General features: G+C 71.8%; 21 protein-coding genes. 10 read left to right on the plus strand and 11 right to left on the minus strand.

The window, feature by feature from the left end; translation table 11 throughout:
* Positions 1-34: 34 nt before the first annotated feature.
* Positions 35-1,084, minus strand: a complete 1,050-nt coding sequence (locus ACFW6B_RS10710; protein WP_386594237.1) for an NAD-dependent epimerase/dehydratase family protein — start codon at positions 1,082-1,084, stop codon at positions 35-37.
* 239 nt (positions 1,085-1,323) lie between these two features.
* Here ACFW6B_RS10710 and ACFW6B_RS10715 point away from each other — a divergent pair, with 239 nt between their 5' ends.
* Complete coding sequence (locus ACFW6B_RS10715) at positions 1,324-1,728, plus strand: PaaI family thioesterase (RefSeq protein WP_386594239.1); 405 nt, start codon at positions 1,324-1,326, stop codon at positions 1,726-1,728.
* A gap of 138 nt (positions 1,729-1,866) precedes the next feature.
* On the opposite strand, the gene ACFW6B_RS10720 is transcribed toward ACFW6B_RS10715, so the two are convergent.
* On the minus strand, positions 1,867-2,304 hold the full coding sequence (locus ACFW6B_RS10720; RefSeq protein WP_351866101.1) for a DUF4442 domain-containing protein: 438 nt from the start codon (positions 2,302-2,304) through the stop codon (positions 1,867-1,869).
* Between the two features lie 222 nt (positions 2,305-2,526).
* Here ACFW6B_RS10720 and ACFW6B_RS10725 point away from each other — a divergent pair, with 222 nt between their 5' ends.
* Positions 2,527-3,543: a hypothetical protein gene (locus ACFW6B_RS10725; protein ID WP_386594240.1), complete on the plus strand. Its 1,017-nt coding sequence runs from the start codon at positions 2,527-2,529 to the stop codon at positions 3,541-3,543.
* A 144-nt stretch (positions 3,544-3,687) separates the two neighbouring features.
* Positions 3,688-4,998 carry an MFS transporter gene (locus tag ACFW6B_RS10730; protein ID WP_386594242.1) on the plus strand — a complete coding sequence of 437 codons (1,311 nt, stop codon included), beginning with the start codon at positions 3,688-3,690 and terminating at the stop codon, positions 4,996-4,998.
* Here ACFW6B_RS10730 and ACFW6B_RS10735 read toward each other — a convergent pair.
* The 3 genes from ACFW6B_RS10735 to ACFW6B_RS10745 all read right to left on the minus strand — a co-directional run bounded on the left by ACFW6B_RS10735 (position 4,960) and on the right by ACFW6B_RS10745 (position 8,180).
* Positions 4,960-5,805: a spermidine synthase gene (locus tag ACFW6B_RS10735; protein ID WP_386594244.1), complete on the minus strand. Its 846-nt coding sequence runs from the start codon at positions 5,803-5,805 to the stop codon at positions 4,960-4,962. The genes ACFW6B_RS10730 and ACFW6B_RS10735 overlap by 39 nt on opposite strands.
* Positions 5,806-5,957: 152 nt before the next feature.
* The gene (tuf, locus tag ACFW6B_RS10740; protein ID WP_386594246.1) at positions 5,958-7,127 is read right to left on the minus strand and encodes an elongation factor Tu; all 1,170 of its coding nucleotides are present in this window, start codon (positions 7,125-7,127) and stop codon (positions 5,958-5,960) included.
* A 318-nt stretch (positions 7,128-7,445) separates the two neighbouring features.
* Complete coding sequence (locus tag ACFW6B_RS10745; protein ID WP_386594247.1) at positions 7,446-8,180, minus strand: DNA alkylation repair protein; 735 nt, start codon at positions 8,178-8,180, stop codon at positions 7,446-7,448.
* A gap of 49 nt (positions 8,181-8,229) precedes the next feature.
* Between ACFW6B_RS10745 and ACFW6B_RS10750 the strand changes: the two genes are divergently transcribed.
* From ACFW6B_RS10750 to lnt, 6 genes are all read left to right on the plus strand, one after another.
* Entirely contained in the window at positions 8,230-9,069 is an 840-nt protein-coding gene (locus ACFW6B_RS10750; RefSeq protein ID WP_386594249.1) for a TVP38/TMEM64 family protein, read from the plus strand.
* A 401-nt stretch (positions 9,070-9,470) separates the two neighbouring features.
* Complete coding sequence (locus tag ACFW6B_RS10755; RefSeq protein ID WP_386594251.1) at positions 9,471-10,346, plus strand: undecaprenyl-diphosphate phosphatase; 876 nt, start codon at positions 9,471-9,473, stop codon at positions 10,344-10,346.
* A gap of 108 nt (positions 10,347-10,454) precedes the next feature.
* Positions 10,455-10,646 (plus strand): hypothetical protein, encoded by a 192-nt coding sequence (locus ACFW6B_RS10760; RefSeq protein WP_386594252.1) that lies wholly within the window; start codon positions 10,455-10,457, stop codon positions 10,644-10,646.
* 187 nt (positions 10,647-10,833) lie between these two features.
* Positions 10,834-11,013: a hypothetical protein gene (locus tag ACFW6B_RS10765; protein ID WP_078943018.1), complete on the plus strand. Its 180-nt coding sequence runs from the start codon at positions 10,834-10,836 to the stop codon at positions 11,011-11,013.
* A 78-nt stretch (positions 11,014-11,091) separates the two neighbouring features.
* A complete protein-coding gene (locus tag ACFW6B_RS10770; RefSeq protein WP_386594256.1) occupies positions 11,092-11,577 on the plus strand; it encodes a nuclear transport factor 2 family protein in 486 nt (161 codons plus the stop codon).
* 262 nt (positions 11,578-11,839) lie between these two features.
* Complete coding sequence (lnt, locus tag ACFW6B_RS10775) at positions 11,840-13,426, plus strand: apolipoprotein N-acyltransferase (RefSeq protein ID WP_386594258.1); 1,587 nt, start codon at positions 11,840-11,842, stop codon at positions 13,424-13,426.
* Here the strand turns inward: lnt and ACFW6B_RS10780 are convergent.
* On the minus strand, positions 13,344-14,255 hold the full coding sequence (locus ACFW6B_RS10780) for a Gfo/Idh/MocA family protein (protein ID WP_386594260.1): 912 nt from the start codon (positions 14,253-14,255) through the stop codon (positions 13,344-13,346). The genes lnt and ACFW6B_RS10780 overlap by 83 nt on opposite strands.
* Before the next feature lie 202 nt (positions 14,256-14,457).
* On the opposite strand from ACFW6B_RS10780, the gene ACFW6B_RS10785 reads away from it, so the two are divergent.
* Positions 14,458-14,931 (plus strand): hypothetical protein, encoded by a 474-nt coding sequence (locus ACFW6B_RS10785; protein ID WP_386594262.1) that lies wholly within the window; start codon positions 14,458-14,460, stop codon positions 14,929-14,931.
* A gap of 51 nt (positions 14,932-14,982) precedes the next feature.
* On the opposite strand, the gene ACFW6B_RS10790 is transcribed toward ACFW6B_RS10785, so the two are convergent.
* The 5 genes from ACFW6B_RS10790 to fabG all read right to left on the minus strand — a co-directional run bounded on the left by ACFW6B_RS10790 (position 14,983) and on the right by fabG (position 19,804).
* Positions 14,983-15,540: a hypothetical protein gene (locus ACFW6B_RS10790; protein WP_386594343.1), complete on the minus strand. Its 558-nt coding sequence runs from the start codon at positions 15,538-15,540 to the stop codon at positions 14,983-14,985.
* A 120-nt stretch (positions 15,541-15,660) separates the two neighbouring features.
* Complete coding sequence (locus ACFW6B_RS10795) at positions 15,661-16,344, minus strand: uracil-DNA glycosylase (protein ID WP_386594264.1); 684 nt, start codon at positions 16,342-16,344, stop codon at positions 15,661-15,663.
* Positions 16,345-16,434: 90 nt separating this feature from the next.
* The gene (locus ACFW6B_RS10800) at positions 16,435-18,015 is read right to left on the minus strand and encodes an ABC transporter substrate-binding protein (RefSeq protein WP_386594267.1); all 1,581 of its coding nucleotides are present in this window, start codon (positions 18,013-18,015) and stop codon (positions 16,435-16,437) included.
* 248 nt (positions 18,016-18,263) lie between these two features.
* Positions 18,264-19,025 (minus strand): SDR family oxidoreductase, encoded by a 762-nt coding sequence (locus tag ACFW6B_RS10805; protein ID WP_386594268.1) that lies wholly within the window; start codon positions 19,023-19,025, stop codon positions 18,264-18,266.
* A gap of 17 nt (positions 19,026-19,042) precedes the next feature.
* Positions 19,043-19,804 carry a 3-oxoacyl-ACP reductase FabG gene (gene fabG / locus ACFW6B_RS10810; protein ID WP_386594270.1) on the minus strand — a complete coding sequence of 254 codons (762 nt, stop codon included), beginning with the start codon at positions 19,802-19,804 and terminating at the stop codon, positions 19,043-19,045.
* Positions 19,805-19,905: the final 101 nt, after the last annotated feature.

A 19,905-nucleotide genomic window follows, 5' to 3' on the forward strand; every position in this document is an offset into this window, starting at 1 on the left:
CGTCCTGGACAGCGGTCCGGAGACGTGAGGCTCGTCACGTTTGGCGCCGCCAGCTCTCGTAGTGGTCGAGCAGGGTCTCCTCGACCGGGCGGTAGGTGATGCCCAGTTCCCGCACGCTCCGGGTGTTGTCCACGCGGAACCGGATGCCGAGGTGTCTGCGGATGTAGTCCTGGGTCAGTCCGAACGCCGGGCCGAGGATGCGCACCGGCCAGTGCGGGAGGGCGGTGCGGGGCAGCCGGAGGGAGCGGGGGTACCGGCCGCGGACGACGCGCGCCATGTCGTGGAAGGACGTCATCGTCTCGGCCGCGACGATGTAACGGCCCTCGGCCCCCTCGTGTTCCGCCGCCGCGATGTGCGCGTCCGCGACCTCGCGGACGTCCGCCGTGGTGAAACTGAAGTCGGGGGCGCCGTAGAAGAAGCAGCCCCTGAACAGTTCGTCCAGGAGGAACAGGCTGCCGGATTCCGACGCGGGGGTGAGCGACGGGCCGAGGACCAGACCCGGGTTGACGGAGACCATGCGCCAGCGGTCCTGGGCCGCCTCCGCCGCCCACGCCTCGCGTTCCGCGAGCGTCTTCGCGTAGTGGTACGGGTTGTTCTCGACCGTGCTGGTGGTGTTGAAGTACTTCTCCGACAGGACACCGCCGTCCATGCTCCGGACGTCGGCGTAGTCGCCGAAGATCGCGCCGACGGTGGAGGTGAGGACGAACTTCTCGACGGTGGGCGTCCGTTCCACCGCGGCCAGCACGTTGCGCGTGCCGAGCAGCGCCGGGTCGACCATGTCGCGGCGGCCGTCCTTGATCTTCTCCGGCATCAGGAACGGCGACGCCACGTGGAAGACCACGCCGCAGCCGTTCGTCGCGGCGTCGAAGGACCCCTCGGCCAGCAGATCCGCCTCGAACAGCTCCAGCCTGCCGGGGAACGTCTCCTGCATCTCCCGGAGCGGTGACACCTTGGCCGTGTTCGCGGTCGTCCGTACGGTGGTGCGGACCCGGTGGCCCCGTTCCAGGAGCCGCCGCACCAGATGGCTTCCGACGAACCCGCTGCCACCGGTCACCAGAACGGTGCCCCGCCCGCGTACACCCACGTCCGCACTCCTCGGTCCCGGTCCCCGGCGCGTCGCCCGGTCCTGGCCTCGGGCGGTGCGCGCGCACCGCCCGAGGCCAGGGTCGGGCACGGACGGCCGGAAGGGAACAGGTGCTCCGGCGTCACGGCGGGCGAACGGATCGCCCGGCACTCCTTATGACTGGAACGACCCCTGAATACAAGGAAGTTGATAGAAAGGATCACCGACTTGCGTCTCGCGTCCCCCCACAAGGAGCCGATGTGACCGTCACCGCCGACGACATCTACGCCATGGCCCCCTACGCCAGGACCCTGGGCGTCCGCTTCACCGCCCTGTCCGCCGAGGGCGTGGACGCCGAACTCGACTTCGTACCCGAACTGTCCACCGTGGGGGGCGGGTTGCACGGGGGCGCACTGATGGGCCTGGCCGATGTGGCCTCGGCGGTGTGCGCCGCACTGAACGGCCCCGCGGGCTCGGTTCCCGCCACCACCACGTCCACCACGCATTTCCTGCGTCCCGTGCGGGAGGGAGCCGCGCACGCGAAGGCCCGTGTACTGCGGGTGGGGCGCGACACGGCGGTGGTGGAATGCGACATCGAGGACGACCGACGGCGGCTCTGCACCCGGGTCACCCAGACGGTGAGCATACGAGTGCCCCGCGCCTGAACGAACGCGCGCCGCTCCGGGGCCGGCAGACCCGCGCCCCCGGTCACGCCCCGGGACCCGGCAGGTCCGTACCCCCGGTCACGCCCCGGGCCCCGACCGGTTCCCCTCCCGGTCGGGGCGCTCGCGGACGCAGCCGTCTCAGCCGTTCGGGCGGAGGGTCCAGACGACCGTCATCTCCCCGGTCACCGCGCCGTCACCGCGCTGGATCGCGATGGCGACGGGGAACTCGGGGCGCTGGCCGGCGTCGAGCTCGGCGACGACGTCGGCGGCGGGCCGCCCGAGCGTGGCGGTGGCCGTGACGGGGCCCATCGCGAGCTTCTTGTACGCGATCTCGGCGCTGACCGCGAGCGGCACGGCGCGGGAGAGCTGGTCCCCGAAGGCGGCGAGCACGATGGCCCCGCTCGCCGACTCTCCCAGTGTGAACATGGCTCCGGCGTGCGGTCCGCCGACGTGGTTGTGGAAGTCGCCCTGGTCCGGGAGCGCCACGACGGCCTTCTCCGGAGTGGTCTCCACGAACTCGAGGTTCAGGGTCCGGGCCATCGGCACGGTCGCGGCGAGCATCTCGCCGATCGTCATCTGGTCTGCGCTCATACCGCGAGGTTACCCATGAGTAGCATTCCTTGGCCAGCCCTGCCGCACGACACCGAACCGGCGGCCGGGGTACCGGCGCCGAGGCGGTTCCGGGCCGGGAGCAATGGGACAAGTGACCTGATTCGGCAGGACAAGGGGCCTGGCCGCGCGGCCGTTTCGGGGACCGCCGTGGCACCCGGGTCGGCGGCCCCTCTATCGTTACCAGCCATGTGGCCAGGACAGCAGCCGCCCGGGGGCGAGCAGAATCCGCAGGACCAGAACCCGTACCAGCAGCCGGGTTACCAGCAGCCGAATCCGTACCAGCAGCCCGGATACCAGCAGACGGGGTATCCGCAGCCCGGCCCGTACGGACAGCAGTGGGGAGCGCCGTCGGATCCCCTCGGCACCCCGCAGGTGCCCGGCGGCAACGGCGGTGGCGGCAACAAGACGAAGATCACCGCGATCGTCGCGGCCACGGCCGTCGTGATCGCGGCCGGGGTCACCGGGTTCCTCGTCCTGGGCAAGGGCGACACGGACGACAAGGCCGGCGGCGACACGTCCAAGTCACCGAAGGCGTCGGCCTCCACGTCGGCGAGCCCGAGCGAGGCCAACCCGCGCGGCGGCGACGGCGAGAAGGCGACGATCGACGGCTGGAAGGTCGTGGTGAACCCGAAGTGGGGCACCGCCTTCGACGTGCCATCGGACTGGAACGTCAGCAGTTCCGGCACCTTCATAGGCTTCGAGGACGACAAGAAGGGCGACGGCTCCCTGCTGATCGGCATGTCCGCGCCCGCGTTCCTCAAGGAGAAGTGGTGCACGTCCGACGCGGACAAGGACGGCCGCACCGAGGACACCTCGCTCGCCGCCGCGGGCACCAAGGGCCAGAGCGGCGCCAAGAACACCGACGACGTGGCGCGCAACGACTCCGCGTGGTGGGTCTTCGGCGGTTACACCGCCCAGAAGGAAGCCTCGAAGAAGCTGCTGAAGATCGGCAAGCCCAAGGCGTACACCACGGCTTCCGGCATCAAGGGCAGCGTCGCGACGACGTACTCCTCGGGCGTCACCAAGAAGACCAAGTGCGACTCCGACGGCAAGGCGACCACCTTCGCCTTCAAGAACTCGGCCGGCGACTTCGTGTCCTGGACGCTCTACGGCGCCAAGGGCGTCTCGGAGGAGATCCCGGACGAGACCGTGCAGAAGATCCTGAGCACCGTACGGCTGCACGGCGACCCCACGGCGTCCTGAGCCCCCGCGGCACCGGACACCGGGCCGCCCCGGCCGGGGCGCGAGCGTGCGGGTGTGTGCGGCCGGCGCCGGGGCGGGTGAGCGCTCGTAACGATGTTCGCACCGGGTTTGGCAAGTGGGGCGCCGGGCGGCGATAGTCTCCCGGTGACCTCAGCCCCCGGCCTCGCCCGACCCTCCCGCCGCCCCGCCTGGGCGGGCCGGAACTACACCCTTCTGACCGCCGCCGCGGTCATCACCAACCTGGGCGGCCAGGGCGCGCTGATCGCCGCGGCGTTCGCGGTGCTCGAGGCGGGCGGCGACGGCGGCGACGTGGGTCTGGTGGCCGCCGCGCGGACCCTGCCGCTGGTGCTGTTCCTGCTGATCGGCGGAGCGGTCGCGGACCGGCTGCCCCGGCACCGGGTGATGGTCGCGGCCAACGCCCTCAACTGTGTGTCGCAGGCGGTCTTCGCCTTCCTGGTCCTCTCCGGTGAGGCCCGGCTGTGGCAGATGATGCTGCTGTCGGCGCTCGGCGGCACCGGGCAGGCGTTCTTCAACCCGGCCGCCGAGGGCATGCTGATGTCCTCCGTCCGCGGTGAGCAGGCGAGCCGCGCGTTCGCGATGTTCCGGATGGCGATGCAGGGCGCGGGACTCGGCGGCGCGGCCCTGGGCGGCGCGCTGGTGGCGGTCATCGGACCGGGCTGGGTGCTCGCCGTGGACGCGGTGGCCTTCGCGGTCGCCGGCGCGCTGCGTTCCTTCCTCGACGTGAGCCACATACCGCCGCGGGAGCAGGGCGGCGGCCTGCTCGCCGACCTGCGCGACGGCTGGCACGAATTCGTCGGACGGCCCTGGCTGTGGACGATCGTCGCGCAGTTCTCCGTGGTGGTCGCGGTCGTCTCCGCCGCGGACGCGGTCTACGGTCCGCTGGTCGCCCGGGACAGTCTCGGCGGGGCGGGCCCGTGGGGCCTGGCGCTCGGCGCGTTCGGCGCCGGGACCGTGGGCGGCGCGCTGCTCATGACCCGCTGGAAGCCCCGTCGCCTGCTGCTCGCGGGCACCCTGTGCGTCTTCCCGCTCGCGGCGCCCTCCGCCGCGCTCGCGATCCCGCTGCCGGTGGTACCTCTGTACGCCGTGATGTTCGTCAGCGGTCTGGCGATCGAGGTGTTCGGCGTGTCGTGGATGACGGCGCTCCACCAGGAGATACCCGAGGACAAGCTCTCCCGGGTGTCGGCGTACGACTGGTTCGGCTCGATCGCGATGGTCCCGCTGGCCACGGCGCTGGCGGGCCCCGCGGAGCAGGCGTTCGGCCGGACGCCCGCGCTGTGGGGCTGCGCGACGCTCGTCGTGGTGGTCACGGCGGCGGTGCTGTGCGTCCCGGACGTACGGAACCTGACGCGGCGGTCCCGGCCGGTGGCGCAGGGCGCTCCCGCCGCGGAACACGTGTCAGCCGATGCCGAAGGACCCGCCGGGCGGCTCGGGTGAGGGAACCGCGTCCTCGTCGCGCACCGGAGCGGCCCCGCCGATGAAGTCCCGCAGCGCGGGACCGTGTTCGACACGGGCCGGAAAGGCGTCGGCGGCGGTACGACGGGACAGGGCCGCCGTGTCGAGCGGGTGGTGACAGGCCACGAGCACGGCGTTGCCGAAGCGCCGGCCGCGCAGCACACCGGGTTCCGCGATGAGGGCCACCTCCTCGAACACGGTGCTGAACGTGGCGAGCTGGGAGCGCAGGAAGGCGAAGGGCGCCGCGTCCGCGAGGTTGGCGAGGTACACACCGCCGGGGCGCAGCACCCGCTCGGCGGCACTCGCATAGGCGGTGGAGGTCAGGTGCGCCGGTACGCGTGAGCCGCCGAAGACGTCCGCGATCAGGACGTCCGCGGAGTCGGGGGCGGCGGTCTCGATCCAGGCGCGGGCGTCGGCACGGTGCAGCTCGATGCCCGCACCGCCCGGCACCGGCAGACACTCCTCGATCATTTCCAGCAGGCCCTTGTCCGCCTCGATCACGTCCTGGCGCGAACCGGGCCGGGTGGCGGCGACGTAGCGGGGCAGGGTGAGCGCCCCGCCGCCGAGGTGCAGCACGTCCAGGGCGCGCCCCGGCTGCGCCACCGTGTCCAGCACGTGCCCGAGGCGCCGGGTGTACTCGAACTCCAGGTGCGTCGGCTCGTCCAGGTCGACGTACGACTGGGGTGCGCCGTCCACGGTCAGCAGCCAGGCCCGCTCGCGGTCGACGTCGGGCATCAGCTTGGCGGTCCCGTGATCCACGGCCCGCGTCACGGGTATCGGCTCGTCCACGGGTCCATTGTGCGGTACCCCCGATGGCCCGAACGGGGCCGGCCACGGCGAACGGCGGCACCCGGAGCGGGGCCCGCCGCACCACTGCGGGCCCCGCTCCTTCGTCACGACCGGACGCCGGCCGGCCGACGTCGACGTGCTCGCGCCGGACGTCAGCCCACCGACGTCACGGTTCCGGCGCCGACCGTGCGGCCGCCCTCGCGGATCGCGAAGCCGAGGCCGGGCTCCAGCGGCACCTCGCGGCCGAGCTCCACGGTCATGACGACGGTGTCGCCGGGCCGGGCGACGCCCGTCTCGCCGAGGTCGACGTCGCCGACCACGTCCGCGGTGCGGATGTAGAACTGCGGCCGGTACCCGGTCGAGACCGCCGTCGTGCGTCCGCCCTCGCGCGTCGACAGGACGTACACCCGCGCCGTGAAACGACTGCTGGGTACGACGCTGCCGGGCGCGGCGACGACGTGCCCGCGGCGGACCGCGTCGCGGGGCACCCCGCGCAGCAGCAGCGCCACGTTGTCGCCGGCCTGTGCCTCCTCCATGGGCTTGCCGAAGGTCTCCAGGCCGGTGACCACCGTGTCGACCCCCGCGCCGAGCACCTCGACCCGGTCGCCGACGCGGACCGTGCCGCGCTCCACGGCACCGGTGACGACCGTTCCGCGTCCGGTGATGGTGAGGACGTTCTCGACCGGCATCAGGAACGGCGCGTCGAGGTAGCGCTCGGGCATCGGCACGTAGGTGTCCACGGCGTCGAGCAGCGCGTCGATCGCGGCCGTCCACCGGGGGTCCCCCTCAAGAGCCTTGAGGCCGGACACCCGTACGACGGGTACGGAGTCGCCCCCGTACCCCTGGGCGGAGAGCAGTTCGCGGACCTCCAGCTCGACCAGGTCCGCGAGCTCCTCGTCGCCCGCGTCGGCCTTGTTGAGGGCGACGACGATGTGGTCGACGCCCACCTGCCGGGCGAGCAGCACGTGCTCGGCGGTCTGCGGCATGATCCCGTCGAGCGCGGACACGACGAGGATCGCCCCGTCGAGCTGGGCCGCGCCGGTGACCATGTTCTTGACGTAGTCGGCGTGGCCCGGCATGTCCACGTGCGCGTAGTGCCGGGTGTCGGTCTCGTACTCGACGTGCGCGATGTTGATGGTGATGCCGCGCGCGGCCTCCTCGGGCGCGCGGTCGATGCGGTCGAACGGGACGAAGGTGCCGGAGCCGCGTTCGGCGAGGACCTTCGTGATGGCGGCGGTCAGGGTGGTCTTGCCGTGGTCGACGTGACCCATGGTGCCGATGTTCAGGTGCGGTTTGGTGCGCACGTAAGCCGTCTTGGGCATGACAGTTCCTCGAAGCCTCTTCGGTGTCAGCGGAGCTGAGTGATGGTCCCGGCGCGTACCGGCCGGGACGGGGACCCCCAGGAGTTACCGACCCTCCCCCTGCGGGGTCCGCCGGACGATCCGGGAAGGGTCAGCTTCGGGCGCCGTCTACGGCTGCCGTGATGATCCGGACGGCAGCCTTCGGCGCATCCGCGACTGCGGATGCCGCGAGGAGGAAGGCGTACCGGAACATGAGGAGATCATCTCCGACGGGTCCGCCCGCGTCGAACGATTTTCGGTGCCCCTGGGGCCGGTGTGGCACGGGGGATGTCCGCGGTCTCAGGGACCGATGTTCTTGAGCGCCTCACGCACGGACAGCGGCGAGAGCCCCGCCCGCTCTGCGGCGACGAAGTCCCGTACGGCGCCGGGGTCGGTCTTGGCGTATTCGCGCAGACACCATCCGATGGCCTTGCGGACGAAGAAGTCGGGGTGGCCCGACTGCCGGAGGCAGTACGCGAAGAGGCGCCCGGTGTCGGTGGCCTCCTTGTACCGGAGCTGGTGGAGCAGCGCCGTACGGGCGACCCACAGGTCCTCGTCCTCGATCCAGGCGTCCATGTCGGCGCGCAGGCGCGGGTCGGCGGCCACCAGGCCCCCCACCACGTGCGCGGCGAGCAGGTCGACGGTGTCCCACCAGGGGACCGTGGAGACGAGGTGCCGGGCCACCGGCAGGAAGCCGGACGACAGACGCGTCACATGGCGGCGCAGGTAGTCGACGGCGAAGTACTGGTACTCGCGTTCCGGAAGCCGCCAGCAGCGCAGGGCGAGCGCCGTGCAGTCCTTCTCGTCGGGCCGGGCGGTGTCCAGGAGCACGGTGCGGGACAGGGCGCGGCGCTCGGGGGTCGTCAGCCCGAGGAAGAGGGCCACGTCCTTCATGTACGCGCGCATCGACGCGGCCCGGCCGGGGTCGGCCCCCGCCGGATAAACGGTGGTCAGCCGCTCCAGGAGGGTGTCCGCGAGCGTGCTGCCCGGCACCTCGAACCGCGCGCCCGACGTTCCGGAAGCTGTGACGCCCATGAGACGAACCATACGGCGATCACACACGTCCGTCGGTTAGTGTCACCGGATGCTCGATGCCACCACCCGCTCTGGGGGCACCGCCACGGCCACTCCCCAGGCCGCCGCCACGGAGCTCACCGTCGCCACCGACCTGGTCGTCGGCCCGGAGACCGCCGTCGCCGCACCCGCGGTCCCGACCGCCGTACGCACCGATCCGGCCGCGCGCCTCCTGAGAGCGCTGCTCTCGCCGTGGTCGCGGCTCGCCCTGCTGGTCGCGCTGCTCGCGGCCGCGGCGTCGAGCGTGCTCGTCCTCGATCCGCAGCGGCTCCTCGCCGGCGGCTGGCCGCCCCAGCTCGGCGGCGGCGCGGCGGCCGTCGTGTTCGCCGTGGCGTACGGGCTGTCCACGGTGGCCTTCGTGCCCCGCCCGCTGCTCAACCTGGCGGCCGGCGCCGTGTTCGGCTCCCAGCTGGGCCTGGCGGCCGCGCTGGCGGGCACGGTGCTCGGCGCGGGTGCCGCGTTCGGGCTCGGCCGGGCCCTCGGGCAGGACGCGCTGCGGCCGCTGCTGCGGGCCCGCTGGCTGAGGGCGGCGGACGGCCAGCTCAGCCGGCACGGCTTCCGCTCGATGATGGTGGCCCGGCTGTTCCCCGGTGTGCCGTTCTGGGCGGCGAACTACTGCGCGGCCGTGTCCCGCATGGGCTGGCTGCCCTTCCTGGCCGCGACGGCGCTCGGGTCGATCCCGAACACCGCCGCGTACGCCGTCGCCGGTGCCCGCGCGTCCTCGCCGACCTCCCCCGCGTTCCTGATCGCGATGGCCCTGATCACGGTCCCCGCCCTGGCAGGAACGGTGGTGGCCTGGTGCAAGCGCCACCAGCTGAGCGGCCGTCGAGACCCGCACGGGACCACATGAGCGCGGCGCCCCGGGCGCTGCGAGTACCGGCCCGCGCGGGCGGGCCTCGAACCGGGACCCGCCCTGCTGATGCCGATGCCCTGGGGCGACCGGCACCTCCAGGCACCGGGCCGGACGGTGACGGGACCGGCCGCCGGACGACCGCCGCGTCGCGCGCACGGACACGGGGCGTCCGCACCGACGACCCGGGTGACGTCATTACAAGGCACTAAACCTGGACAACCCGTCCCTTAATCCCCTGGTCAGAGGGCCTTCGAGGCAACGAATACCTCCCCGAAACCCCCGTGACCGGGCCGTCCTGTGCGACAGTTACGCTTCCCTCAGCGTCCACGATCGCCGCACACCGCGATCAGGCGTGCCCATCTCCCGTTCCGCGATCAGCACTTGGACCACATAACTTCATGTCTTGGTTTCAATCTCTCGTCCTCGGGCTCGTCCAGGGGCTGACCGAATTCCTTCCCGTCTCCTCCAGCGCGCATCTGCGGCTGACCGCCGCCTTCGCGGGCTGGGACGATCCCGGCGCCGCGTTCACCGCGATCACGCAGCTCGGCACGGAGGCCGCGGTGCTGATCTACTTCCGCAAGGACGTGGGCAACATCCTGTCGGCGTGGTTCCGCTCGCTCACCAACAAGGCGATGCGCAGCAACCACGACGCCCGGATGGGGTGGCTGGTGATCGTCGGATCGATCCCGATCGGGGTGCTCGGCGTCACGCTCAAGGACCAGATCGAGGGGCCGTTCCGCGACCTGCGGGTCACCGCCACGATGCTGATCGTGATGGGCATCGTCCTGGGTGTCGCCGACCGGCTCGCGGCTCGCGACGAAGCGGGCGGCAGGCACCGGGTGGCCAAGCAGCGCAAGGTGCTCGAGGACCTGAACACCAGGGACGGGCTCCTGTTCGGCATATGCCAGGCGATGGCCCTGATCCCCGGCGTCTCCCGCTCCGGCGCGACCATCAGCGGCGGCCTGTTCATGGGCTACAGCCGCGCGGCGGCGGCGCGCTACTCCTTCCTCCTCGCCATGCCCGCCGTCCTCGCCTCCGGCACCTTCGAACTCAAGGACGCGGCCGAGGAGGGCCACGTCTCCTGGGGACCCACCGTCTTCGCGACGATCATCGCCTTCGCGGTCGGATACGCCGTCATCGCGTGGTTCATGAAGTTCATCTCCCACAAGAGCTTCATGCCGTTCGTCTGGTACCGGATCGCCCTCGGGATCGTCATCATCGCCCTGGTCGGCACCGACGTCCTGAGCCCCCACGCGGCCGAGTCCGCCGGCTGAGCCGAGCACCCGGCAAGTTCCGACCCGAAGCGGTAGGCCGTCTGGCCTACCGCTTCTGCGGTTCGGGTTGCGGCGTTTTAGCGTGGTCTCTCCGACTGGAGGTGGAACATGCCAAAAGATCCCGCGCTGGGCAGGTTGGGCACGGAAGCGCGCAGTGTGAAGTTCCCGGATGGCAGCCGCGGGGTCATCCTGGTGAGGGCCGGAATCCCTCAGGACGAGGCCGAGGCGCTCGCGGCGCGGGTCTGGGCCGAACGGACGGAAGCGGTCGGCGGGGGGCGGCTCGAAGGACTGGACCCGTGACCCGTTCCCCCGGCACGGCCCGCGCCACGGATCCGCCGCACCACCTTTCCCGCAGCACAACTCACGCTGCGGGAAAGGGAATTCGACGATCGACGGGGCGCCCACCGGACCCGTCGTGACGCACCGCATACGACTTGAGTAGCCGCCCGGTAGCGCAGTGTCAGTCCTTGCGCCTAGGCTGGTCCGCATGTCCCCCGAAGTCACTCCGCCTGGTTCCGTGCGCTCTGCCGCCGCGTTGAACGAACAGATCCGCGCCCTGTGGACGCGGACGGGCGGCTCCCTGTCCGCGCAGGAGCGGGCGGAGTACGAGCTGTTGATCGTGAAGTGGGCCGAGGCGATACGCGGCGAGATCATCGAGGCCGCGTAGCACCTCCCTCGGTCCCGGACACCGAATATCCGTGCCCAGCCCCTTGGCGTGACAGGCCGAGTGGCCAACACTGAGCCGATGACGCAGCGTGTGGAGCTCGCGACCGTGCTGGACCGGTTCTCCGTGGACGAGATCGTCACCGCGTACGCGGTGGCCGTGGACGACGGCGACTGGGAGGGATACCGAGGGCTGTTCGCGCCGAAGGGCCGCGCCGACTACCGCTCGGCCGGAGGCATCGAGGGCGACGCCGTCGAGGTCGCCGCGTGGCTCGCGCAGAGCCTCGACCTGTTCGCGATGCGCCAGCACCTGATCGTCAACCGGCGGGTGCGGTTCGGCATCCTGGAGCAGGACACCGGCGACACGGCCGAGGTGCGGGCCGACTACGTCAATCCGATGCGCTTCACCGGGCAGGACGGCGACTCCACCGCGCCCGACCTCGTGTGCGGCGGCCGGTACGCCTTCGGGCTGCTGCGCACCGGCGACGGCTGGCGGCTGCGCCAGGTGGTCGTCCAGGAGAAATGGCGCCGCGCGCCGCGGCCCCGGCACGCACCCGCCGCGACCTGATCCCCCGACGCCGGTCCCCGCCCACGCCTTCCGTCACCACCGCCCCGGCCCCGGGGCCGGCCTGCCCTGCCTCCGCGATCCCGGGAGCGCGCCCGGGACCCCGCCCCGGGGATCCGCCCGGCCTCCGCGATCCGGGGATCCGTCGGCGCCGTGCGCCCGGAGCGCCTGTCCTTCGGCGCGCCCCCTCCCGATCACCACGCCCCCTGTCGTAGATCGTCGCCGACGCGCACACTGGAGAGACCTCGGGGCAGGGAGGCGAAGAATGAACAGGCCCGACCGTGCGTTCGACCCATGGCTGGCCTCTCCCTGGCGGCGCGGGATCCTCGCCGTGCTCGCCGGCGCGCTGCCGGTGTTCGCGTTCCCCGCCCCGTCGTGGTGGTGGTTCGCGTACGTGGCACTGGTTCCCTGGATCCTCCTGGCGCGCTCGGCCCCCACGGGCGGGCGAGCCGCGTACGACGGCTGGTTCGGCGGCTTCGGCTTCATGCTGGCCGTGCACCACTGGCTGCTGCCGAGCCTGCACGTCTTCACCGTGGTCATAGCCGCGCTGCTCGGCGCGCTGTGGGTGCCGTGGGGCCTGCTCGTCCGGCGGTTCCTGGCCGGGCTGCCCTCACCCGGCCGGGTCGGCGCCGCTCTCCTCGTCCTGCCGTCGGGATGGCTCATGGTCGAGCTCGTCCGCTCCTGGCAGGGCCTGGGCGGCCCCTGGGGTCTGCTCGGATCGAGTCAGTGGCAGGTGGAACCCGCACTGCGGCTGGCCTCGGTCGGCGGGGTGTGGCTGCTCAGCTTCCTGGTGGTGGCGGTCAACGTCGCGGTCGCCGTGCTGGTCTCCGTGCGTGAGTCCCGTGTGCCCGCGGTGGCCGGACTGGTCGCGACCGCCGCCGCGACCTCGGCGGCCTGGATGTGGTCGCCGCGCCCGGACGCCGACGGCCGGGTGCGGATCGCCGTCGTGCAGCCCGGAGTCGTGGACGGGAGCACGAGCGGCGACAGACGCTTCGCACGCGAGGAGGCGCTGACCCGTGAACTCGTGGGCCGGGGCGCCGACCTGGTCGTCTGGGGCGAGAGCAGTCTCGGCTTCGACCTGGCCGACCGGCCCGACATGGCGGTCCGCGTCGCGACGCTGTCCCGCGAGGTCGGCGCCGACATCCTGGTGAACGTCGACGCGCGCCGCTCCGACCGGCCGGGCATCTACAAGAGCTCGGTCCTGGTGGGACCGCACGGTCCCACCGGCGACCGCTACGACAAGATGCGGCTGGTCCCGTTCGGCGAGTACGTGCCCGCGCGCTCCCTGCTCGGCTGGGCCACCTCCGTCGGCAAGGCCGCGGGCGAGGACCGCATGCGGGGTACCGAACAGGTGGTGATGAACGTCGGGCACGGGCTGCGCGTCGGCCCCATGGTCTGCTTCGAGACGGCGTTCCCCGACATGGGCCGCCATCTCGCCCAGGACGGCGCCGAGGTGCTGGTGGCCCAGTCCTCGACGTCCTCGTTCCAGCGGAGCTGGGCCCCGGAGCAGCACGCCTCGCTCGCCGCGCTGCGCGCCGCCGAGACCGGCCGGACCATGGTGCACGCGACGCTCACCGGCGTCTCCGCCGTCTACGGCCCGGACGGCGGGCGCGTCGGCTCCCGGCTCGGCACGGACACGAGCGGCACGATGCTCTACGACGTGCCGCTGGCCCGGGGGGTGACCCCGTACGTCCGCTTCGGCGACTGGCCGGTGCACGGCGCGCTGCTGGTGATGGCGGCGCTGTGCGTGACGGAAGGCGCGCGCGCCTTCAGACCGCGGCGGCCCGCTCCCGAACCGCTTGGACCACCCGCTCGCACAACTCGTGGGTCGCCAGCGCGTCCCGGGCGCTGAGCACCTTTCCCGTGCGCACGGCGTCGAGGAAGGCGAGGACCACCTGCTCGATGCCGCGCTGCCGGGCCACCGGCACCCAGTCACCGCGCCGGCGCACGGTCGGCTGGCCCTTGTGGTCGATCACCTCGGCGAGATTGACCACCTGCCGCTTGGTGTCCTGGCCCGAGACCTCGAGGACCTCCTCGCTCGAACCGCTCAGCCGGTTCATCACACCGAGCGCCGTGAATCCGTCCCCGGCGAGCTGGAGCACGACGTGGTGCAGCAGCCCGTCCTCGGTACGGGCCCGCACCGTCACGTCGTCGACCGGCCCCGGCACCAGGAAGCGCAGGGTGTCGACGACGTGGATGAAGTCGTCGAGGACCATGGTGCGCGGCTCCTCGGGCAGCCCCGTGCGGTTCTTCTGCATCAGGATCAGCTCGCGGGGGTGTTCGGCGCACTGCGCGTACGCGGGTGCGTGACGCCGGTTGAACCCGACCGCGAGGCTGACGTTCCGCTCCTCCGCGAGCCGCACCAGCCGCTCCGAGTCGCCCAGCTCGTACGCCAGCGGCTTGTCGACGTACGTCGGTACGCCCGCCTCCAGCAGCCGGGTGACGATCTCGGGGTGGGCGACCGTGGGCGCGTGCACGAAGGCCGCGTCGAGGTCCTGGGCGAGCAGGGCCTCCAGGTCGCCGTGGCGCCGGTCCCGCGGCAGGTGGAGGCTGTCGGCGACGCGGTCGAGCGTGGCGGGCGTCCGCGTCTGCAGATGCAGTTCGATCCCGGGCTGCACGCCGAGCACCGGCAGGTACGCCTTCTGCGCGATGTCGCCCAGTCCGATGCAGCCGACCTTCACAGGAGTCTCCTTCAGTCGCCGACGCGGTTCCGTCGGAAGCATACGGCGAGTCCGGCCGGGCCGGTTTCCGGGCGGAGTGCCCCGTTCGCGTGTCAGCTCTCCTACGCCCGTACCCGCCGGAGGAGCGGAAGGATCACCCGTGCGGGGCATCCTGCGCCTCTCCGCTCCCTGGAAGCGGTCCGGAACCAGCAGAGTTGCGCGGGTGCATCGAACGACGACGACCGCGACACTCCTGGTCGCCATGGCGGTCACCGCCCTCTCCGGCTGTGTGACCGTCCAGCGACCGCCCGCCACCGGCTCTCCCGCCGCACCGGCCGGCCGTAGCGCGCCGCATCCGGACGGCAAGGGGGAACCCCGGACCGCGCAGGTACCGGCGCATGAGGCGCTGGAACGCGTCAGCCCTTCCCGCAAGCCCTCGCCCGAGGCGGAGACGGAGGCGGAGGCCCGGCACCGGGTGACTCCCCCACCGCGGGTCGCGGCGCCCCCGGCCCCTCCGCGGCACGCCCGGCCGGCCCCGCGTCCCGAGCCACAGCGCCCCGGACGCCGTACGGCCGTCCCGCCCGGGATCCCCGCCGTACCGAAGCATCCGGATTTGTGCGCGCTCGGCAGGAAGTACGGGAACTGGAACGCGAACAGCCCGGAATCGGTCCTCTGCGCGAAGACGTACGGGAACTGACGGCGCCCCGGGGCAGGGCCCGCCTCGGCGGTGCCCGGCGGGAGGCGCTGTTCAGGGACGCTGTCTCGGCGGTCCCAGGGTTTCGCCCCCGGGTCCGTCGAAGCGGTCCGGCCCGCCGGCCTCCGCCGGGGCGCCGGTGTCCTGGAGCCTCAGCTCCAGGCGCCCGATCGCCGCGCGGACGCCGTCCCCGTACCGGTCGTCCGCGAGGGCGCCCGCGGCACCGCGGGCACGGCGCAGATGAGTGCGGGCGGCCTCCGAGCGGCCGAGTTTCGCGTAGTCGGCGGCGAGGTTCAGATGCAGCGAGGGGTAGAACGCGCGCACGGCGAGCGACTGGCGGGGCTCGGTGACACGGCCGTCGCCCAGTTCCTCTGCCGCCGCCAGAGCGCGCAGGTCCCAGGCGAGCTCGTCGGCGGGGTCGTCCTGGGTGTCGGCCATGTAGTGCGCCAGCGTGCAGCGGTGCAGTGCGTCGCCGCCGTCCCCGATCTCCCCCCACAGGTCCAGGAAGCGGCCCCGGGCCTCCTCGCGGTCCCCGGCGTGGTGCAGCATGACGGCCTGTCCGATCCGGGTCATCATGGCGTCCGGCGCCGCCTGCCCCTGTTGCTCCGCCACCGCGCCCTCCAGGATCGTCACTGTCCCCACGAAGCTAACCGGAGGTGGTGACAATCGCGCTCAGGCGCCCCCGTACGCCGCTGGGCCAGGCCGGTGACGGACCCGCCCAGCGACCGACGGTCAGCCGATGTCGGGGATGCGCCAGTCGATCGGCTCATGGCCCTGGGCGGCCACGGCCTCGTTGATCTGGGTGAAGGGACGCGAGCCGAAGAACTTCTTCGCCGACAGCGGTGACGGGTGCGCCCCCTTCACCACCACGTGCCGCTCCTCGTCGATCAGCGGGAGCTTCTTCTGCGCGTAGTTCCCCCACAGGACGAAGACGGCCGGGTCGGGGCGGTCGGCGACCGCGCGGATGACCGCGTCGGTGAACTTCTCCCAGCCCTTCCCCTTGTGCGAGTTCGCCTCGCCGGAGCGGACGGTCAGCACCGCGTTGAGCAGCAGGACGCCCTGCTCGGCCCACGGCATCAGATAGCCGTTGTCCGGGACCGGGGTGTCCAGCTCCTCCTTCATCTCCTTGTAGATGTTCCGCAGCGACGGCGGGGTCTTGACCCCGGGACGGACCGAGAAGCACAGGCCGTGCCCCTGACCCTCGCCGTGGTACGGGTCCTGGCCGAGGATCAGCACCTTCACCCGCTCGTACGGGGTCGCGTCGAGGGCGGCGAAGACCTCCTCCCGGGGCGGGTAGACGGGACCCTTCGCACGCTCCGCCTCGACGAACTCGGTGAGTTCCTTGAAGTAGGGCTGCTGAAGCTCCTCGCCCAGGACTCCGCGCCAGGACTCGGGCAACATGGCGATATCGGTCACGTCAACTTCCTTCGATGTGCGATGGCTTCCGGACACAGAACCTACCGTCGCCCACTGACAATCGGTCCCGGGTCCGGCCCATAGGGCCTGCTACCAGCTGGTTTTTCGGCCCAGCTCCCACATCATCATGATGGTCGAGGGGTCCAGGGCCCGTTCCCCGCCCGAGATCTCCTCGTTCGCGGCCACGTACTGCCTGCCCTGCCACAGGGGCAGCAGCCGGGCGTCGTCGACGAGGATCCGCTGGGCCTCCTCGAACTGCTTGGTCACCGCCCCGCGATCGCGCACGCCACGCGACTCGGGCAGCAGGACGTCGGTGATCCGCGGGACCGGATAGGGCGTCCCCAGGGCGTTCTCCTCCCCCACGAAGGGGGCGATGAAGTTGTCGGCGTCGGGGAAGTCGGGGAACCAGCCACGGCCGAACACCGGGTACTCGCCGTTGCGGTAGCCCTCTTCGTACGTCTTCCAGGGACGGCTCCTGAGCGTGACGGTGAACAGGCCGGAGCGGTCGAGCTGGCGCTTGAGCTCGCGGAACTCCGGGGCGGTCCCGGAGCCGTAGCGGTCGGTCGTGTACCAGAGGGTGAGCGGGACGCGTTCGTCGATGTCCGCGTCGCGCAGGATCTTGCGGGCCCTGGACGGGTCGGGGCCGCCGTACTCGTCGAAGTAGCCGGTGGTGTGCCCGGCCAGTCCCGCGGGGACCATCGAGTAGAGCGGGTCGACGGTGCCCTTGTAGACCGTGTGGGCGATGGCGGGTCTGTCGACGATCTGGGCGACCGCGCGGCGGACGGCGAGCTTCCCGGCCCACGGGTCCTCGGGGTTGAAGACCAGGTAGCTGATCTCGGTGCCCGTGCCGTCGATGAGCTGGATGTCCTTCTGGTCCCCCCGGCTCCGGAGGGCGACGACATCCGAGGCGGCGAGGCCGCGGTAGGTGACGTCGATCTTCTTGTCCTTCAGGGCCCTGGACAGCTGGGCCGAGCCCTGGAAGTAACGGATGGTCACCGCGCTGTTCCTGCGCTTGGCGAAGCCCTCGTAGTGGTCGTTCCTGACGAGTTCGGCCTGCTCGCCCTCCGTGTAGGAGCGCAGTCTGTAGGGCCCGGAGCCGGAGACCTTGCCGTCCTCGCGCAGGGCGCCGGCGGGGTAGTCGTCGGGGTCGACGATCGACATCGCCGGCGTGGCCAGCACCAGGGGAAAGGTGGCGTCCGGCTTGTTGAGGTGGAAGACGACGTCACGCGCGCCCTGCACCTGGACGCGTTCGAGACTGCCGAGCAGACCTGCGGGGCCGCCTTGTACACCGATCTTCCTGATGCGGTCGATGGAGTGCTTGACGGCCGACGCGTCGAGGGGGTCGCCGTCGGAGAACTTCATGCCCGGGCGCAGTTCGCAGCGGTAGGCGGTGTTGGTTCCGTTCGTGAACCCGCACTTCTCGGCGGCGTCGGGCCGCGGGACGGCCGAGCCGGTCGGATAGCTCAGCAGCGTCTGGAAAACGTTGCGGAACAGCTCCCACGATCCGTCCCAGGAGGCCGCCGGGTCCAGGGTGCTGGGGGCACTGGTGGTCCCCACGACGATCGGCCCCTCGTCGGCCGGCGAGCCCGGCGTGAGAGCACCGCACCCGGCCACCAGGGTTATGGACGCGACCGCCGCCAGCTGTCGCAGGTACCGGTTCCGGTTGAACACGCGCACGCTCCTCGATCTGCCGTACCAAGGGTCGGCAGACCATACCGCAGCGCCCTGCCGGAAAAGGGTGTTTTCCGGCAGGGCACTTGATCAGCGCGTATGTGACTACGTTGTCAGCATGCTGTGGAGGCGGGGGCGTTCCGGACGCCGAACTCCGTACCGCCCGGGGCGGGCAGAGGGATCGCCGGCTTCCGGCGAAGGGCCGGTCGGACGGCGCCCGCGCGGGGAACGTCCGACCGGCCCTCGTGTCACTCGACCCCGGCGTTGAGGAACATCCCGCCGTCGACCACGAGCGTCTGGCCGGTGACCCAGTCCGACTGCTGCGAGGTGAGGAAGGCGGCCGCCCCGCCGATGTCGGAGGGCACGCCGAGTCGGCCGAGGGGATAGGCCGCGGCGGCCTCCGCCTCGCGGCCCTCGTACAGTGCGGCCGCAAACTTCGTCTTCACCACGGCGGGCGCGATGGCGTTGACCCGGACCTTGGGCGCGAACTCGTGCGCGAGCTGCACGGTCAGGTTGATCATCGCGGCCTTGCTGATGCCGTACGCGCCGATGAACGGCGAGGGCGCGAGGCCGGCCACCGAGGCGATGTTGACGATCGCGCCGCCGTTCTCGCCCTGCCAGGCCTTCCAGGTCTGCTGGGCGAAGCCGAGCGCGGAGACGACGTTGGTCTCGAAGACCTTCCGCGCCACGTTGAGGTCCAGTTCGGCGATCGGCCCGAACACGGGGTTCGTGCCGGCGTTGTTGACCAGGAAGTCGACGCGGCCGAACGCCTCCATGGTGCGCTCGACGGCGACGGCCTGGTGGGCCTCGTCGTGCGCCTTGCCGGCCACGGCGATGACGCGGTCGGAGCCGAGCGTCTCGACGGCCTCCTTGAGTGCGTCCTCGTTGCGGCCCGTGATGCAGACCCGGTCGCCGCGGGCGATCAGGGCCTCCGCGACGCCGTAGCCGATGCCGCGGCTGGCGCCCGTGATGAGCGCGACGTTGCCCGAGAGTTCGGGGAGCGTGGTCATGTGCGTTTCCCCTGCGTCTAGTTGAGCGGTCCGCCGGCCACGTACAGCACCTGGCCCGAGACGAATCCGGCGGCCTCGCCGGTGAAGAAGGCGATGGCGTTGGCGATGTCGTCGGGGTTGCCGACGCGCTGCACGGGGATCTGGGTGGCGGCGGCGGCCTGGAAGTCGTCGAAGTCCATCCCGACGCGGGCGGCGGTCGCGGCGGTCATGTCGGTGACGATGAAGCCGGGCGCCACGGCGTTCGCGGTCACGCCGAACTTGCCGAGCTCGATGGCCAGGGTCTTGGTGAAGCCCTGGAGACCGGCCTTGGCGGTGGAGTAGTTGGCCTGGCCGCGGTTGCCCAGCGCCGACGACGACGACAGGTTGACGATGCGGCCGAACTTGGCCTCGACCATGTACTTCTGGACGGCCTTCGCCATCAGGAAGGCGCCGCGCAGGTGCACGTTCATGACGGTGTCCCAGTCGGACGCGCTCATCTTGAACAGCAGGTTGTCACGCAGGACACCCGCGTTGTTCACCAGGACGGTCGGCGCGCCGAGCTCCTCGGCGATCCGCGCGACGGCGGCCTCCACCTGGGCCTCGTCGGAGACGTCGCAGCCGACCGCGAGGGCCTTGCCGCCCGCGGCGGTGATCTTCTCGACGGTGTCCTTGCACGCGGCCTCGTCGAGGTCGATCACCGCGACGGCGCGGCCCTCCGCGGCCAGTCGTACGGCGGTCGCGGCGCCGATGCCGCGCGCGGCACCGGTGACTACGGCGACGCGCTGCTCAGTGGTGGACATTGCTGGTTCTCCTCGCCCTTGGAAAAGCCGGCCCAAGCCCGGCCAAGCTGTCTCGACAACCTTGCGGAGTCCTCGGGGTCCGGGGGACCCGCGGCTCACAC

The organism is Streptomyces sp. NPDC058751 (assembly GCF_042746485.1).
Lineage (GTDB): Bacteria > Actinomycetota > Actinomycetes > Streptomycetales > Streptomycetaceae > Streptomyces.